This is a genomic window from Anabaena sp. 90 (genome assembly GCF_000312705.1).
Lineage (GTDB): Bacteria > Cyanobacteriota > Cyanobacteriia > Cyanobacteriales > Nostocaceae > Dolichospermum > Dolichospermum lemmermannii.
In genome coordinates this window covers 502,797-520,379 of the sequence record NC_019439.1, presented here as the reverse complement: position 1 = coordinate 520,379, position 17,583 = coordinate 502,797, and the positions used below count along the sequence as shown (strand labels likewise).

The following is a 17,583-nucleotide window of genomic DNA, read 5'->3' as shown; positions in this document are numbered from 1 at the left end:
ATTATTTTTGCCGTTTTTGCCAAAAATTATCAAGGCTCTTATTTTGGCAATAGTATTGTAAACAACGTTAGATTTACTGATCTTTTCTGAGTCTCAATATGTTTAGGAATTAGTGAAGCACAAATTTTAGATGATTATCCTCATTTAACTGCTGCTGATTTAGTGAATGCTTGGGCTTATGCAAATGCACATCTAGAAGAAATTGAAACAGCAATTCAAAAAAATGAGGCGGCTTAAATTGTGGTACGTCTTTATGCAGATGAACAATTTCCTCGCATAGTCAGCGAATTATGATTAGTTCACCCTTCTCTATAAGCCCTTATTTTCCTTCTTTGCGTCTTTGATCCTTAGCGTCTTTGCGCGAAACAAAGATAGCACCCTTAGCAATAAAGCCCACCTGAGTGGGCTAGTGAGGCTAATTTGTGTAGACAAATGCTATTAATAAGGATCGGAGTCAAACCTTCCGCGCTTCACACTTCTGAGATAATAACCCCGTGACGGTAATTTATTTAAATCGAAAGTGTCACCTCTAGGAACTCGCCAAATTTTGTAGTCGTGATATGTGAGAGGAGTTCCCTTTTTACAAGTTTCTGGAGGATGATCTCCTAAGACAAAATATGCTGAACCTTTACCCGTAACTTTAGCAATACCATATTTATCAACTAGTAAAGATGTTTGTTCACTAATTGCTATCCCTAACGCTTTTGCAGATACACCATCTTGAATTTGCCTAGCAATAAAAACCATAATTCTCCCCATTCTTTTGCGTTCATCGAAATGGGTATCAATGATAGTTCCTCGCAGATATTTCCACTGGAAAAAGTTATAGGTAAAGGTAATATTCCCGTAGGGATCATCAAGGGCTTCGTGAGTTTCAATACTATCTTCACAAGCACAAGAATCATAAACATATTCACTTTGAATCATCGCTCCGGCACTTGTACCACCAATAGCACCACCTTGATCATAAACCGACTTAATAGCAACTTCCAGCTTAGTGTTTTTCCAGTGGCGAATATATTCACATTGATCACCACCAGCAAAGAAAATTACGCCAGCATTTCTGACTTTATCAAAAATATCAGTTCGGTTCGCTTCTTGACGATTACGAATGATGAGAGTTTCTACATATTTGACACCTCTCATACTATAAATTAGCTGATTATAATCATCGTTACCAGCAGCACGAATTACTAAAACATTAACTTTAGTATTGCTGTTACTACCACCCCTGACTTGATTAATCATCCACTGAATAGCGTCATCAACATCAGGACCGCCACCACCTAAATTATGAACAGGTCCAGCTAATTTAGGGAGTTTATAAGCTGGTTCAGAGGTGGGAATCTGGCTATCGGCAATGATATCCTCAAAGAACCGTTTTAACTTGGCTGTTAAACGATCTAGGATGCGGTTTACCATCTTCAACAAGCTGTTTTTTGCATTCTGCAAACGCCTGGATGTACTTAGGAATGCCTTTATCATATTATAATCTTGTCAAGCAAACAGCAATCATTTCTAACTTTCGCATTTCTCAGGGCTAAATTCCTAGCGTACAGGGTTTGTACTGTTTTTTTACGGACAATAATCAGAGTAATCTTTAATTCTCTTTACCAGACAATTTCTGCTCGTTCTTCTACTACTCTTTCATAAACCATTTCTGTTTGTTTACCTAATTTTGGCCAGCTAAATCTTTTCTCTAAATCTGCATAAGCATTATTTACCAACCATTGACAATAATCTGGGTTTTTCAGCACTTCTAATATTCCCCAAGCCACAGAGTCCGAGTTGTTTACCCAGGTGGTAATTCCCGTTTTTGTATGTTGAACTACTTCAGGAAAACCACCAGTATCGGAAACTATGACTGGTACGCGGGAGGCAAAACTTTCTAAAGCAACTATCCCAAAGGGTTCATAAAGACTGGGAAAAACTGCACAGTCAGCGATGGTTTGAAATTTATCTAAGTATTCATCAGCCAGGAATCCAGTAAAGTAACACTTGTGCCAAATTCCCAAATCCCAAGCTTGACGTTTAAGATGGTCAGTATTACCACCACCAATTATGACAAATTTAACATTATTTCCCATTTCCCACAGCACCTTGGGAGCGGCATTAAGTAATATAGGTACGCCTTTTTCATAGGTCATGCGACCAAGATAATAGACAATTTTTTCATCATCTGCGGCAAATCGTCGCCGAAAATCTTGAGCATGAAAATCTTTGTGATGTATTTTCTTTTCTGCGCGAATACCGTTATAAATTACGTCAATTTTATCACTAGGAATATATAGTGTTCCGATCATTTCCCGACGCATATATTCACTACAAACGATGACCCGCCAAGCATTATCAGCTAGTGTATATTCTTTATCATGAATATAGTTTTGGGTATCATTGTGAATACCGTTATAGCGTCCATGTTCTGTGGCGTGAATTGTGGCAATTAGGGGAATTTTAAAGGTATGCTTGAGAGCGATCGCTGCATCCCCAACTAACCAATCATGGGCATGAATCAGATCAAATGGACCTTTTTCCCTTAATAACCTGCCGCCATGTTCTCCCATACTCTCATTTAAGTTCACCACCCAGTGGAAAAAATCGTTACTAGGAGCTACTGGGACACGGTGGATATGAATGCCTTCCACGACTTCATACAAGGATGCTGGACCAAATTCTGGCGTAATTAGGTGGATGTCATGGCCTAACTTTATTAGTTCCGGGTACAACTCAGCAACGTGACGAGCAATTCCCCCAACTATCCTCGGTGGAAATTCCCAACTCAGCACTAATATCTTCATTGACTTGACTCCCCGATGATTGACAAAAAATTAAAATATATAAAAACTATATTTATAGCAGGGAAAAGGGCATTAGAAATTAAAAATTCTCGAAAACTCTTAGGAATACTGCTCGCGGCTTATTTGCGAGAGAGTACAGTATAGTAGTTAGTGACGGAATGTAGCGATAGCAAAGCGCGACCTAGGAATCGCTCTCTTAAAATCCTGTTAGTAATATTTGTGTAAGATCAATATACAAGTAAAATCTATGAGTATATCATTGCTGTTTAAGCATATCTAGATTAGAATTGGTAAAGATTTGATAGGGGTAAAGCAAGAGCTTTATTGGTGTCAAATTAGGCGAGGGATACTTTGGTAAGCTCAGTACAAGTAGCTTGTTTGTTTGGCTGCAACATTCCCGCCCGGAACTTAAGTTCCGGTCTAAAAGCTCAAGTGCGTTAAAACGCACTCTGGTTAACTCAAAATCAAAAATTATCCTATTTATGCTGAAATAGTCGGTTTTAACCGACTTTAGCTTTTAGACAGGGAATTTATTCCCTGGCTGGCTTGAAGGGACATCAATTTACGTTAAGTTGACACCAATGAGCATTGCTAAACCCTTACTTAATGCAATAGGAAACTACACTTCGTTATCAGGTGCGGAAATAAAAAATATGTTAAAAGAATGCAGAATTTAGAATTTAGAATTTAGAATTACGTTTTGCAACGGGGATTTTACCCCGACGCAAAACCCGCTGCTTGTAGAAGCAGGGGACTTTAACCCCCAAAGGTATGTTAAACAATTCTTTTCTCAGTCAAACTGCGACAACTGTTGTCTTTATTGATTCTTCTGTTTCCGACTACCAAACCCTACAGACAGGAGTTATAGCAGGAGTAAAAACGGTTATTCTTTCCCCAAATCAAAACGGAATTGAGGAAATTACGGAATTTTTACGACAGCATACTCAAATAACCACTATTCACATCCTTTCCCACGGTTCTCCAGGATGTTTGTATTTAGGAAATAGTCAACTGAATTTAGAAAATATCAGTAAATATGCTGAATTGTTGCAGCATTGGCAAAGCGAGAACATTTTACTCTATGGTTGTAACGTCGCTGCGGGGGATGCTGGGGAAGAATTTATTAGAAAGTTACATGAGATTACTAACGCAACCATTAGTGCGTCAGCAACAAAAACGGGAAATGCAGCATTAGGGGGAAATTGGGAGTTAGAGGTTAATATTCCCGTTACAGATTTAAAGACGTTCCATGGAACGTCTCTACATTATTTGTCGGAGATTGTTTTTCATGCAGACACCCTCAACACCTATCAGGGAGTATTTGCACCCACATTAGTGGGCAATTATGATACATCTGGCTATGCTATAGGTGTGCAAGTAGTACTCCTGCTTACTCTATTAACTTAGTTAATTTAAACACCTTTAGCTCCATTGGAGATGTTAGTAGTAACAACACAGTTATTCAATCAGGTACAACAAATACCGTTGATACTGGTGGTGGTGCTGGTAGTTTAGAGCAATTTTTGGGTATCAATGCGACCAATTTTGCAACTGCTATTCCAGACAATCAATATGGTTCAGCCATTAAAAGTACCTTTACTAACATCAATGCTGGAGATGTGTTTAGCTTCAACTGGAATTTCACAAGTGCAGATACAGATCAAGCTTTTGTAACGATTAACAATAATGTTCAAACCTTAACGGATAATAGTCTTTATAGCTATACCTTCACTTCTGCGGGAAATTATAACATCGGTATTGGAGTTGTTGATACTTGGGATTCAACAGGTCCATCAACTCTCACCCTAAGTAATGCCACAATTCAGTCCGTTCCTTGGGAAACTGATGCTTTACCAGTATTAAGTAGTACAGTTCTTTTTGGTATTGGTGTTTGGACAAAACGTAAATTCAATAGACATCTCCAATAATTTTTGAACCCCCCAGTCGGTTTTAACCGACTTTAGCTATATCCCTGGCTTCTCTCCCTGGCTTCCTCCTTCCTCCTTCCTTACATCATCACCCCATAATGTTTCGCTAAAAAACGCAAAAACGCCAACGGGAAAAAAGTGATTTTATTGTGTTGACAAACAATTTTAAAAATGTTATCATGAAATTGATAAGGAAGAACTATCTTGCTATTAGTTAATTAGTGACGAGAAGATCCTCTGCTTACCTACAGTAGCGGGCAAGATGCCCGCACTACAAGGGTTTCATAATTCAAGTTTGTACCTCATTAGAGCGAAATCTGCTGTATTACCCATTTTTTGCCTGATTTTCACAATAAACTCGCCTGTAATTTCCCTCACGATTGCATACAGACGAGTTTTTAGCAATAAACCAAAAATCTGGGAATTAGCTCTTATCTAACCGCAACACAGCCATAAAAGCCTCCTGGGGTACATCCACCGTACCTATAGACTTCATCCGTTTTTTACCTTTGGCTTGCTTTTTCAACAGTTTCTTCTTCCGGCTGATGTCGCCACCATAGCATTTAGCCAAGACATCTTTCCGCATCGCTGATATACTTTCACTGGCAATAACTTTTGAGCCAATAGAAGCTTGAATGGGGACTTTAAATTGATGACGGGGAATTAGTTCTTTGAGTTTTTCCGCCATGGCTCTACCGACATTGTAGGCTTTATCTCTGTGGACAATCATCGCTAAGGAATCCACTGGATCACCATTAATCAGAATATCCAATTTCACCAAAGGATTTTCTCGGTAGCCAATCAGATGATATTCCATACTGGCGTAACCGCGAGAACGAGATTTCATTTGATCAAAAAAGTCGGTGACAACTTCAGCCAAAGGTAACTCATACGTTAGTGTAGTCCGTCCTTGGGTGAGATATTTCATATCTTTGAAGACTCCCCGACGATTTTGCGACAACTCCATTAAAGAACCAACGTAGGTTTCTGGAGTAATCATTTCGACTTTGACATAGGGTTCTTCGATTCTGTCCCGTTCATTCGGTTCAGGTAAGCGACTAGGATTATCAATGTACAGTTCTTCACCTTTGTTAGTGACAACTTTGTAAACTACCGATGGTGCGGTAATGATTAAATCTAGGTTATACTCGCGTTCTAAACGTTCTTGGACGATTTCCATGTGCAGTAATCCCAAAAACCCACAACGGAAACCAAAACCCATGGCGCTAGAGGTTTCTGGTTCATATTTTAATGCAGCATCATTGAGTTCCAGTTTTTCTAAAGCTTCTCGCAAGTCTTCAAACTGATCTGCGTCTATGGGGAACATCCCACAAAATACCATGGGATTAGCTTCTGCGTAACCAGGCAAGGCCTCAGTGGCTTTGTTTTTGCCTAGGGTAATGGTATCTCCTACTCTGGCATCAGCTACGGCTCTAATTGATGCTCCTAAATATCCTACTTCCCCAGCATGAAGTTCTTCCACTTGCTTTTGTGTTGGCACGAGAATGCCTAATTCATCAATGATAAATTCTTTACCAGATGCCATTAAGTAGATGCGATCGCCTCTTTTCACAGTTCCATCCATGACCCGGAAGTAAACAATTACACCCCGGTAACTATCATAGTAACTATCAAAAATTAACGCCCGCAGCTTCTCATTTACAGTATCAGCAGGTGGGGGAACTCGTTCGACAATTGTTTCTAAGATCTCCGCAATGCCAATTCCCTCCTTCGCTGAAGCCAAAATTGCGCCACTGCAATCTAAACCAATAATTTCTTCAATTTCGCCAATTACTCGTTCTGGTTCTGCCCCTGGTAAATCAATTTTATTTAAAACTGGGATAATTTCTAGATTATTCTCTAGGGCTAAATAGACATTTGCGAGAGTTTGCGCCTCTACACCTTGGGACGCATCCACAACTAATAATGCCCCTTCACAAGCCACTAGAGAACGCGACACCTCATAGGAAAAGTCTACGTGTCCAGGAGTATCAATTAAATTAAGAACATACTGCTGACCATCCTTGGCAGTATAATTCATCCGGGCAGCTTGCAGCTTAATTGTAATGCCGCGCTCCCGTTCCAAATCCATGTTATCAAGAAACTGCTCTTTCATCTGTCGATCTTCTACAGTCCCAGTCGCCTGTAGTAAACGATCCGCGAGAGTAGATTTCCCGTGATCAATGTGAGCAATAATACAGAAATTACGAATGCGAGCAGCGGGAACGTCAGTCATATACCATTTTTGCTTAAAGCAAACCAAAGTGAAAGCTATTTACTTCATGTATTTTAATGCTTTCTGAGAGAATAAGGGAAGAGGTAGGGAGCAACGCGAGGGAAAGAATTTTTTGATTTCTGCTCCTGACTCCTGTACGGCAGTTACACTATAGATTACCACAAATTTCCCAGCCATATTTTCAGGAAAAAACCTATAACTAAGTTGAGAAAATTAAAAGTGTGAGAAATCATCTGCCCTTAAAAGAGCAACAGCATCTTTCTTTAGTATTAATGGTCGGTAATTCCCGCCTGCATTGGGCATTGTTCAGAGATAAAATCTTATACTCAACTGGGGACACATTTCATCTACCTGCATCTATTATCCAACAATTAGCTGAATCTCCAACCTTAGATAATTGGTTGACAGCGATTTCTCTACCTACCAATCTTCCCATTATCCCAGATGATCCTATCCCTCTGATTCTCGCTTCTGTCGTTCCCAGTCAAACCGCACTTTGGCAAATTTACCCCCATTTGCGTCTGATTACCTTGGAAGATGTACCATTAGGGGGAATGTATCCCGCGCTAGGAATTGATCGGGCTTTAGCTGTATGGGGTGCGGGAATAACTTGGGGATTTCCCGCACTAGTAATTGATGCGGGTACAGCATTGACTTTTACAGGTGCAGACAATCATCAATGTTTGGTTGGTGGGGCAATTTTGCCGGGTTTAGGGTTACAATTTGCCAGTTTAGGACAAAAAACCGGACAATTACCATTATTAGAAACTAGGATAATGACATCTTTACCACCACGTTTTGCCATGAATACATCAGATGCAATTCAAAGTGGAGTAATTTACACTTTATTAATTGGGATAAAGGATTTTATTGAGGCTTGGTGGCGGTTATTTCCTCATGGTCAGATTGTGATAACTGGTGGTGATAGTCATTTATTAAAAAACTATCTTCAGCAACAGTTTCCAGATATAGCAAACCGATTAATTGTAGATAATAATTTGATATTTGAGGGAGTTGGAAATATAGTAATTAGGCAATAAATCTCTAAAACTCTTATTTCTTCCGATTAGTATTACTTGTAAATTCGGCAAATCATTGTACTAGACTTTAGACTCAAAAGCACATAAATCATATTATTTGTATATTTGTAGGGGCAATTCATGAATTACCCCGACGGATGTTTTCACGGAACTTTGAGATTAAATCTTTTGGTTTTTCACCAGACAAAAGCAAACTTGCCAACAGAGTTAAATCTAAATCGGGTAAAAATTCACTTTTTGATATTTTCTCATACTTATCACCCCGCAGAAAATATAATGAAAATTGATGATTCTGCCAAAACCAAACTTCCGGTACACCCAAACCTTGATAAATTAATAAATCATCAATTCCCCCACTCGTTACAACCACTTCAATAGCCAAATCAGGAACGGATTTTTCAGAATCAAAACAATAACATTCATCTGGTTCAATACCTCTAGCAGACGCTTCCTTTCTAAAAGTAGTTGAACCTAAAGGATAAAAATCAATATCCTTTTCAATAAAATAAGTTTCTAATAATAAAGCAATTAGCTTTTTATCAAACTCATGACGACGACTAGGAGACATTATTTCTAAAGTACCTTCTAAATATTTAAACCGATAATGAGAAGTATTTTCAAATCGCTGTAACAATATCTCATATATATTCCAGTTAATCCCATTCATCAGTAAAATTTGATCTGAATCAACATTATCTAATGCTGATTGACTTGTTAATTCTTCCCAGCAACTCAATTTTTCTAGTAAACCTAACATTGTCACCGCTCCAAAATTGCTTTAATCTCAGACATAATGTCAGCAACTCGCCGATCTTTCTCTAATATATCAGTTACCAGTTGCTCTGGGGGTAAATGTTCAAAATCCGTCTGATTATTGGGATTTTTGCGGTCAAGATTATAAATTGCCCAGTAAATAGCATCACCTTTCGCTTTTTCATCCTTAGCAATTTCGCGGTGAATTTGTTCTTCAGTTTGAAACTGTTTTGCCTCATCCTTAATTTTTTGAATCTGCTGTTTAACTTTCGTAACTACTTTAGGTAGAGAAAAATCTAAACCTAATTTTAATGAAGACAGAGAACAGAGAAAATCATTTTAATTTTATTTGTTTTTCTAAATTTTTTATATTCTCTTCATTGGATATGAAAACACCGATTGAACTCAATTCATCACCAATTTTTTTTATTAAAACATCTCCAACAAAATTCACCAACCACGTTTGAACTTGAAAATCACGTCGGTAAATTATGTGATGCTGTGTTGCTTTTGCCCAAATAAATTGTATAACTTGATCGCTAATTATACCTGTCTGGATAATAATCAACCATCTCTCTTTACTTAATGTTTCTATTTCTATTAGACCTTCACAAGTCGATTCTTGTATAAACAAACTTTCATTTTCAAATTTAGGCAGATATATTTCTTGATTATTTCTATAAAATAATTCACCAGAAATTTTTTGGTTATTAAATAGTTTTATCAAATTTAAAATTCTATTTTTTACATTTTTAGTTGTTACTACGAATGGGCTACGCATAGGTAAATCTATACGGCAAATTTCTGAAATATATCTCTCAGTAAACTCTTTATCTTTGATATTTTTTTCTAGAAGGTATAAAAAATCTGTAATAATTTCTTCCAATAACGGAATAATTTCTTCAGTATTTAACTGTGCAGAAAAATGAGTTATTCGATTTCGGTATTTATTAAGCTCAAGAATTTTATCACCTAAAGTTTTTTGATTGTTATCTCCTTTTTTAAATTCCTCTAAACCTAGCATAATACGCGCTCGTTTTAAAGAGTCTTCGCATCCAATGGAATGTGGTGAATCATCTTCTTCAAAGACATCAATTATAGTGGCATTAGGTTTCACACTTGCAAGTTTTTCAAACTTATTAATTGCATCATTTACATTTGCAAAAATCAAGTATTCGTTGGTTTGAATTAGCAATAATTTCAGCCCAATTTCAATTCCATGCTGAATCCAAATTATTGATTCCTTGAGTAACCAAGCATCTTGATTATTTTTGGATTCGATGTATAATTCATAGCCCCTTTTGAAAGAATGATAAAAATTTTCTTCCAAGCCTATGCGTAAATTTCTATTATTTGTCGTGTTCATCAATACCTCATTATCTATCTTTAATAAGAAGTTTTGCAATTTTAGGCAGTATAAAGTAAACTTTGTAACTGATTTACGGACTCCCTCAATTCCTGAACACCCCCAAACCGTTCAGCAATTTCCACCACATTACCATAATTATTAAACTCCCGATTGGACAAGTCGTGGGAATGTTAAACTCCTCAACCCACTTTTCTGCATACTTATCCAAAAGTATTTCTAAAATAGTCCTGGCTTCTTCCCCATATTGTTCAAAAAGTCAGAGTTAGCACGACACAACCTTTCAGCCCGTTGCTTGTCTTGTTATATTACTTAAAGCCGATGATGAGATTTGAACTCACGACCTACTGATTACGAATCAGTTGCTCTACCCCTGAGCCACATCGGCGTACACAGTCACACATTATAACATAATTTATTGATGATGGAACAAAATTCTCCAAAAAATCTCAACCCCCAACAATATGAACGTCTCAAAGCCGAAGCAGCCGCACCCTATCGGGGGTTAAGGCAATTTATTTATATTGGTGTCGGTGCTTCCGGCTTTATTGGTGCATTCGTTTTCTTTTTTCAACTCCTAGCAGGACGCGATATAGAACAAGCAGCGTCTAATTTCGCTATCCAACTAGGAGTAATTGGGTTAATGGTGTTTCTCTGGAAATGGGAAAACAGCAGGAATAAATGACAGACAAGAGGCAACTGGGAAGATAAATATTCCCCTGCCCCCTGCCTACTTGCCAGTTACCAGATATGGAGAATTAATTGCTTGAACACGACCAGCATTAACCAAGGCTTGATATACAAAAGCCGCAATTTCCGCTCTAGTTGCTTGACGCTTAGGTGCAAGCTCTTTAACAGTGGGATAATTAATAACTAATTGCCGTGAAGTTGCTGCTGCTACTGGACCAACTGCATAACTGGGAATTTGACTAGCATCAGTATAGAAGTTAATCACAGTCTGACCATTCGCAGTTAAACCCAAACCATTAGCTAAAGCCACCAAGGCTTGCACTCTAGGAATTTGTTGTTCTGGCTTAAAAGTTAAATCAGGATAACCAGATAGAAACGGACTACTAGAAGCAGTTTGAATGGCGCTATAAGCCCAATAATTGCTTTTGACATCTTTAAAAGCAATTCCTTGGCGTGTTGCTGAAGGTTTAAAAGCCTTATTTATGATAGCAGCAAATTGAGCGCGAGTTACAGGTTCATTGGGTTTAAAACTACCATCTGGAAAACCAGCGATAATATTTTTGGCAGCTAAAGCTTCAATGTAAGCTTTTGCCCAGTAACCTGTTTGCACATCTTTAAAAGCAGTATTTCCAGTATTCCCAGTATTGTTATCGGGAGGTGTAGTCACTTTAGCCGCGACAAAATCAACAGCACCAAAAATCCGCTTCTCGTTGATATCGTTACCAATAGCGACAATTTTGCCAGCTTTAGTAGCATTGTTCAAATCATAGCGAGCATTATCACGGATGAGATTGCCACCAGGATTTTCACTTGTACCCAGGTCAGGAACTGCACTAATAGTAGCGACAATACCATCCCGTTTATTACCGCGAATGGAATTTTTACGGAGGATAGGTTTGGCAGTTTCCGAGATAAAAAGACCGTCTGTGTTTTGGGTAATGTTGTTACTTTCTAATAAAGGTGTAGAACTACCACCAATTGCTACACCAAAACCAGTATCCTGAAATAAATTGCCACGAATCACACCTTGGGCAGATTTAGTTACAGAAATTCCATTGCCCTTATTTTTCAAAAAGATGTTATTTTCGATTTGGGGATTTCCCGTACCTGTCACAAAAATTCCTTCTCTGACACTGTTAATAAATGTGCTATTTTTGATCACCGGGTTACTGGATTCTACCCATACAGCCGTTCCCCGTGAATTCGGGTTGGTAAAAGTTAAACCTGTAATAATAGTGCTATTATTCGCTAACAGTGTAATATCCTGTCTGGCAAAAGTGCGACTAGTGTAATAACCACCACCGCTAATTAAGATTCCCTCACCCTTGTTAGACTCATTACCTTGAAGCGTCACTCCAGAATTGAGGACAAGAGGGAATGTTTCACCACTCTCTTTACTATAGTTCCCAGGGGCAACCTGAACAACTGTCCCGGCTGTAGCTTTAGAAAGGGCAAAGGTGATGGTTTTATAGGGGGCTGCTGTAGTTCCATTAGCGGCAGTATCTTTTCCAGTGGCAGAGTTAACGTAAATGACAGTGCCATTGGCTGGCACTTGGGCTGTTAAAGTTGGAGCAGCGCCAGCTTTAAGTTGACTGAGTATGAGGGTAGAACTACCAGCAACTAATAACAAAGCTGTCAGGCTGGTTTGTAAAGATAAACGAGAAATATGAAAACCCTGATTTTTCATTTTTTTAGTGAATAATGTGTTTAATGATGGTACTTTCACAAGAATGTAAGGTAACAGATGTACATCTGTAAAACCCATGACAAACTATACCGGATCATTATCACTTATTCCGCTAAAATTGTGATTAAAAAAAACAAAGTAACTTAACAGTTCAGTAACTTTTATAAGGGAAATGCCGAAAACCCTTGAAGATGTAGCTGACTAAGTCAGCTACATCTGTGCTTTAGACAAGGGATGAAGGCTAGAGGCTTTCCTTTATCCTGCATTGACATTAATTTAAAAATTTGAAATAATTTCAAATTTTAACTTACCTTTGGGGGTTAAAGTCCCCTGCTTCTACAAGCAGCGGGTTTTGCGTCGGGGTAAAATCCCCGTTGCAAAACGTAATTCTAAATTCTAAATTCTGCATTCTTTTAATCCATATTCGTGAGACAATTAAATTGTCAGCAAAGACATTAAAAACCTACCGGGGGACTCTCGGAAAGTTACGCTTGTCAGTTCGGCTTCGCTCACCGCAAGCAGAGATGATTCTGCCAGTAATGGCAAACAGGATCAGGGCAAGAACCCAAATATTTAAGGCAATGCCTGAAGCTGGGATAACTGAGAGATATAGACTGAAACTCTCTATAGAATCCCCGCGTCTTTAGACCGGGGAGTGTCAACCTCTAACATACCTCTAAGATACAAGGTTGGGTTGACGCAAGGAAACCCAACAAATAGACAAGGTATTGCTCCCACATAAAAATTGAGGATAAGAAATCTTCTCCTCAACTTCCCTGCTGAAAGCAAGGAGTAAATATTTTTGACATACTCACCGACCTGAAGGTGCGGGGAAACACTTGACACTTCGCCAGAACCCGCCACAAGTGGTCTTATCGTCCCTCCATGTCCGTTTAAAGTCTCCCAATGCCCTATGGCGACTATGACCAAATTTTAGCATAAAGCCGTCCTGGAAGGACGGGGCTTGTGTCCCGTCTTTTCGGTCAAAGGGTTAATAAGCTAAAGTTTCTAAAGTCTCTCGTAAATACATTTGTACTTGTTGATCTAGACGTAAACTTTGTAATTTGGCGTTACATTCTAATTGCCATCTTTGAAAACCGGAACTAGCAGAAATCACGTATTTCAGGTTATGCCAAAATTGAGTATTAGCAGATAATTGGTGATCTTTACGCTCACCGTTGACAGAGACTTTGCTGTCAGTAGTATGCGCGTAATCGCTAGAAGTTGGAAATTGAGCCATAATTCCTCATTCCTTATTTTTCACTTCCAGAATTAGACAATTTGGGATTTTAGATTTCAGATTGATAATTTATTTCACACACAAGGGGAACACGTAAATCTAGTCACCCAAAGCTAAAATTGAAAATTTTTGTTTAATCTTCTTTCAAGATAATGGTTTTACACCTGAAAATTCTGTCTCATTCATCACTAAATGCGGAATTTTATGCGAGAAATTTCTAAAACAACTTGTTTTTAATTAAACAGAGAATTTTCTTAAAATTTATAGCAACCCAAGGGGGTAAGACATGAATTGATAATAAAACTCGGACTAGAACAGGTTTTTCCTTCTTCTTTTTCATTTCTTCCTTCTTCTTTTTCCTTCTTCTTTTTCCTTCTTCTTTTTCATTTCTTCCTTCTTCTTCATTCTTCTTCTGACTCCTGACTCCTGACTCCTGACTCCTTTTAAACGGAGTGCTGAGTTTACATTATTTGAGTGTTGAACTCGGAACAGTCTCAATTCAACACTCATTAACTCAGCACTCAACGCTGGATGCACGTCACTACTTAGTCATAGTCAGAGTCCGACGTTTAGTTACCAATTGGTAGGATTCAATGATATCATTTTCCACCCAGTCATGGAACTTATCAATGCCGATACCACATTCATAACCTGCGTTGACTTCACGGGCATCTTCTTTCATCCGTTTGAGGGAATCGAGAACACCTTCGTAAACTACCTTGTTATAGCGACGGACGCGCACCTTACAGTTGCGAACGAGCTTACCAGATTGAACATAACAACCGGCAACAGCACCACGACCAACTGGGAAGACAGCACGGACTTCTGTTTGTCCCAAGGGTTCTTCCACCAACTCTGGTTCGAGTAGACCTTCTAAAGCACCTTGGATATCTTCCAAGAGTTTGTAGATGATGTTATATTCTCGAACATCTACACCTGCTTCATCCGCAGCCTGTCTAGCTCCACTGGCGTAGGTGGTGTTGAAACCAATGATCACAGCGTTACTGGCAGCAGCTAAGTCTATGTCTGTTTCGGTGATTTCTCCAGCGGTAGCTAGGAGCATCCGAATTTGGACTTCGTTTTGCGGAATTTGGCGCAGAGAGCCGATAATGGCTTCCACAGAACCTTGTACGTCGCCCTTGAGGATCAAGTTGAGTTCTTTTAACTCGCCTTCTTGTGCTTGTGCTGACAGGGTAGTGAGAGTGACACGACCTTGTAACAATCGAGACTGACGTTGCTTATCGGCGCGATCGCTGGCTACAGAACGAGCTTCTTTCTCGTTTTCATAGACCTCGAAATCATCACCAGCAGCAGGGACATCACTTAAACCCAATACTTCCACAGCAAAGGATGGACTAGCAACATCTACACGCTTGCCTCGGTCACTTACCATAGCCCGGACTTTACCGAAGGCTGAACCAGCGACCAGCATATCTCCAACGTGGAGAGTACCGTTTTGAATCAGCAAGGTAGCAACGGCACCTTTCGCCTTATCCAAATGAGCCTCAATGACTGTTCCTTTTGCGACCCGATCTGGATTAGCGGATAGTTCGGCTACTTCCGACACCAACATAATCATTTCTAGGAGGGTGTCGAGGTTTTCGCCCTTAATAGCGCTAACGGGAACCATGATGGTTTCACCACCCCAATCTTCAGCGGTGAGACCATAATTAGTAAGTTCCTGTTTAACCCGTTCTGGCTGCGCGCCTTCTTTATCAATCTTGTTGATTGCCACAACAATGGGAACATTAGCAGCTTTAGCGTGGCTAATAGCTTCAATGGTTTGGGGACGAACACCGTCATCAGCAGCTACAACTAGCACGGCAATATCCGTCACCCTAGCCCCTCTGGCACGCATCGCTGTGAAAGCTTCGTGACCAGGAGTATCGAGGAAAACAATCTGCTGTGGTTTACCTTCATGGACGATATCAACATGATATGCGCCGATATGCTGGGTAATACCGCCCGCTTCCCCAGACGCAACTTTGGTTTTGCGAATAGAGTCGAGGAGAGTGGTTTTACCGTGGTCTACGTGACCCATGATGGTGACAACTGGGGGACGACGAATGAGGTGAGCCAAATCAGCCACGTCAATCATTTCCGTGACTTTCCGGGCTTCAGCTTCTCGTTCGACAATTTGGACTTCTACTTCTAGTTCTTTGGCGACTAGGGTAATCGTCGGAATATCCAGATTTTGGGTGATGCTAACAGCCATGCCCTTCATAAACAGGATTTTGACAATCTCTGTATCGGCAATTACGAGGGACTCAGCCAACTCCTGGACTGTTAATGGACCAGTAACATCTAGTGTGGCTGGACGATCTGGTTTTTGCTCTACATTTTCTTGGCGACGATTGTTGTGGTCACGGGAAGAACTAGATTTTTTACCTCTAGTGGTAGGAGCAGCCACAACCGCTACAGTTGGCATACCGGAGCGAGTCCCTTTGGGTTTGGGAGGACGGGCAATGGAGAGACTAACTTGAGTGGCTGCGGAATTTTCTAGACCGTCTTCATCTAAATCATCTTCATCTAAATCATCTTCTACGATTTGTTTGACCCGTTTGCCTTTGGGTCCAACCTTCGCTTTTTCTTTGATTTCGTCAATGATTTCTTCTTCTTGCCATTTTTTCCCACCCTTGTTCAAACGAGGGGGTGTAGGGCGTTTTAAATCCAAAAGATCGGGTGCTACTGGTATTTCATCCAATCCTTCTTTTTTCGCGCCACCTGCATGATGTCTGGGTGGAGTCGCCGTGGGAATGGCTGCTGGTTCACTGGGACGGGCAGGTCTAGGGCGTTGGATATCACCGCCAACGGATGGTCTACCACTGCGTTGTTCTGGTCTTGTCGGCGCTCCTGAATTAGCCCGACTAGGTCTAGGTGGTGCAGATGGTGAACCTTGATCAGATGAAGGTCTATTAACCTTACTTCTCACTGGCTGAGGATCTTCTTCAACAGGCTGTGAGCGATCGCGTTTGAGAAGAGGTTTTTCTGATGTTGCTAAAACTGGTGTTTCTGCCGCTTTTGCGCCATCTACTCTAGCAGGAGGAGAAACCAACTGGGGTTTTTGCGGTTTCTCTGGTTTGGCTCTGGGAGTAGATATTTTCTCTGATTTTTCCGCTCTCACCTTTTCTGTAACCGATTCAGGATTAGATACCTGTTCTGGTTGGGTAGGATTAGGTTTAAGTGGAGTCTCAGATTGATTCCGGGGTACTGGTCGAGTTGGTGCCGCCGGCTTTATATTCATAGATGAAACTGGTGTAGCAAAAGGCCTTGGAGGTGCCGGAGGATTAGCATCAGTAGCGTCAGTAGCAACTGAGATATCGGTTGAGTTGGTGGTAGTGTTTATCAATATTTTCGGTTTGCGAATTTCTAGAATTTGCTGTTTGTGATGGGCGTTGGTACGGTTTTGAGATGAATTTGGTTTATGGCCATTTGTACTTTGTTCCTTTTTTGAGGCTAAATTCGTAGCAGCGACTTTTTCGGCTGCGCTACGAATTTGTTCAGCTTCCGCTTCGGAAATCGTACTGCTATGGCTTTTAACCGCAATATCGAGCTGGTCGCAAATTGCTAGTAGCTCTTTATTATCCAAATTCAATTCTTTTGATAAGTCATAGATTCTCACTTTTCCGTTGTTCATCCACTCTTTCCCCTTTAATTTACAGTTTTAGCGGATGGTTGCCTGGTTTGTGACATCTCCACCCTTTGATCACTGTTTTTTCGGTTGCCTTTGGTGATATTGCCGGTGACTCCAGTTAGGAAAGAGAGATGTTTCGGGTTAATACTGACATCTCCACCAGGAATGATGGTTGATGCAGAACTGCGATTTGACGCTACCAGGTCGCCAT

13 protein-coding genes, 1 tRNA gene and 2 pseudogenes are annotated in these 17,583 nt (G+C 40.0%); 5 read left to right on the top strand and 11 right to left on the bottom strand.

The features are described from left to right. Positions 1-102: 102 nt before the first annotated feature. Positions 103-237, top strand: a pseudogene (locus tag ANA_RS25095) (DUF433 domain-containing protein); the annotation flags it as partial. A 201-nt stretch (positions 238-438) separates the two neighbouring features. On the opposite strand, the gene ANA_RS21170 reads toward ANA_RS25095, so the two are convergent. Together ANA_RS21170 and ANA_RS21165 are read right to left on the bottom strand one after the other, a co-directional pair. Next, positions 439-1,485, bottom strand: coding sequence for a cyanophycinase (locus tag ANA_RS21170; protein ID WP_015083461.1), 1,047 nt, complete (start codon positions 1,483-1,485; stop codon positions 439-441). A 125-nt stretch (positions 1,486-1,610) separates the two neighbouring features. Continuing rightward, positions 1,611-2,798 (bottom strand): glycosyltransferase family 4 protein, encoded by a 1,188-nt coding sequence (locus tag ANA_RS21165; RefSeq protein WP_015083460.1) that lies wholly within the window; start codon positions 2,796-2,798, stop codon positions 1,611-1,613. Positions 2,799-3,569: 771 nt separating this feature from the next. Between ANA_RS21165 and ANA_RS21160 the strand changes: the two genes are divergently transcribed. Both ANA_RS21160 and ANA_RS21155 read left to right on the top strand, forming a co-directional pair. Continuing rightward, positions 3,570-4,205, top strand: coding sequence for a DUF4347 domain-containing protein (locus ANA_RS21160; RefSeq protein WP_015083459.1), 636 nt, complete (start codon positions 3,570-3,572; stop codon positions 4,203-4,205). A 116-nt stretch (positions 4,206-4,321) separates the two neighbouring features. Then, positions 4,322-4,726 carry a hypothetical protein gene (locus ANA_RS21155; RefSeq protein WP_015083458.1) on the top strand — a complete coding sequence of 135 codons (405 nt, stop codon included), beginning with the start codon at positions 4,322-4,324 and terminating at the stop codon, positions 4,724-4,726. Between the two features lie 424 nt (positions 4,727-5,150). On the opposite strand, the gene lepA is transcribed toward ANA_RS21155, so the two are convergent. After that, on the bottom strand, positions 5,151-6,962 hold the full coding sequence (lepA, locus tag ANA_RS21150) for a translation elongation factor 4 (RefSeq protein ID WP_015083457.1): 1,812 nt from the start codon (positions 6,960-6,962) through the stop codon (positions 5,151-5,153). Between the two features lie 272 nt (positions 6,963-7,234). Between lepA and ANA_RS21145 the strand changes: the two genes are divergently transcribed. Then, entirely contained in the window at positions 7,235-8,002 is a 768-nt protein-coding gene (locus ANA_RS21145; protein ID WP_041458656.1) for a pantothenate kinase, read from the top strand. Between the two features lie 118 nt (positions 8,003-8,120). On the opposite strand, the gene ANA_RS21140 is transcribed toward ANA_RS21145, so the two are convergent. The 4 genes and pseudogenes from ANA_RS21140 to ANA_RS21130 form a co-directional block, all read right to left on the bottom strand. Further along, positions 8,121-8,759 carry a Uma2 family endonuclease gene (locus ANA_RS21140; RefSeq protein ID WP_015083455.1) on the bottom strand — a complete coding sequence of 213 codons (639 nt, stop codon included), beginning with the start codon at positions 8,757-8,759 and terminating at the stop codon, positions 8,121-8,123. A gap of 330 nt (positions 8,760-9,089) precedes the next feature. After that, positions 9,090-10,160: a hypothetical protein gene (locus tag ANA_RS21135; RefSeq protein WP_235082080.1), complete on the bottom strand. Its 1,071-nt coding sequence runs from the start codon at positions 10,158-10,160 to the stop codon at positions 9,090-9,092. A 2-nt stretch (positions 10,161-10,162) separates the two neighbouring features. Then, positions 10,163-10,418, bottom strand: a pseudogene (locus ANA_RS28625) (type I restriction-modification enzyme R subunit C-terminal domain-containing protein); the annotation flags it as partial. 19 nt (positions 10,419-10,437) lie between these two features. After that, positions 10,438-10,509, bottom strand: a tRNA-Thr gene (locus ANA_RS21130). Positions 10,510-10,542: 33 nt separating this feature from the next. Here ANA_RS21130 and ANA_RS21125 point away from each other — a divergent pair. Continuing rightward, positions 10,543-10,806 carry a DUF3493 domain-containing protein gene (locus ANA_RS21125; protein WP_015083454.1) on the top strand — a complete coding sequence of 88 codons (264 nt, stop codon included), beginning with the start codon at positions 10,543-10,545 and terminating at the stop codon, positions 10,804-10,806. Positions 10,807-10,851: 45 nt separating this feature from the next. Here the strand turns inward: ANA_RS21125 and ANA_RS21120 are convergent, their stop codons facing one another. The 4 genes from ANA_RS21120 to infB form a co-directional block, all read right to left on the bottom strand. After that, positions 10,852-12,498, bottom strand: a complete 1,647-nt coding sequence (locus tag ANA_RS21120) for a DUF1565 domain-containing protein (protein ID WP_041458655.1) — start codon at positions 12,496-12,498, stop codon at positions 10,852-10,854. Between the two features lie 991 nt (positions 12,499-13,489). Then, entirely contained in the window at positions 13,490-13,738 is a 249-nt protein-coding gene (locus ANA_RS21110) for a hypothetical protein (RefSeq protein ID WP_015083452.1), read from the bottom strand. Positions 13,739-14,074: 336 nt separating this feature from the next. Continuing rightward, positions 14,075-14,248, bottom strand: a complete 174-nt coding sequence (locus tag ANA_RS26755) for a hypothetical protein (protein ID WP_015083451.1) — start codon at positions 14,246-14,248, stop codon at positions 14,075-14,077. Positions 14,249-14,279: 31 nt separating this feature from the next. Then, a complete protein-coding gene (gene infB, locus ANA_RS21105; protein ID WP_015083450.1) occupies positions 14,280-17,375 on the bottom strand; it encodes a translation initiation factor IF-2 in 3,096 nt (1,031 codons plus the stop codon). Positions 17,376-17,583 lie beyond the last annotated feature (208 nt).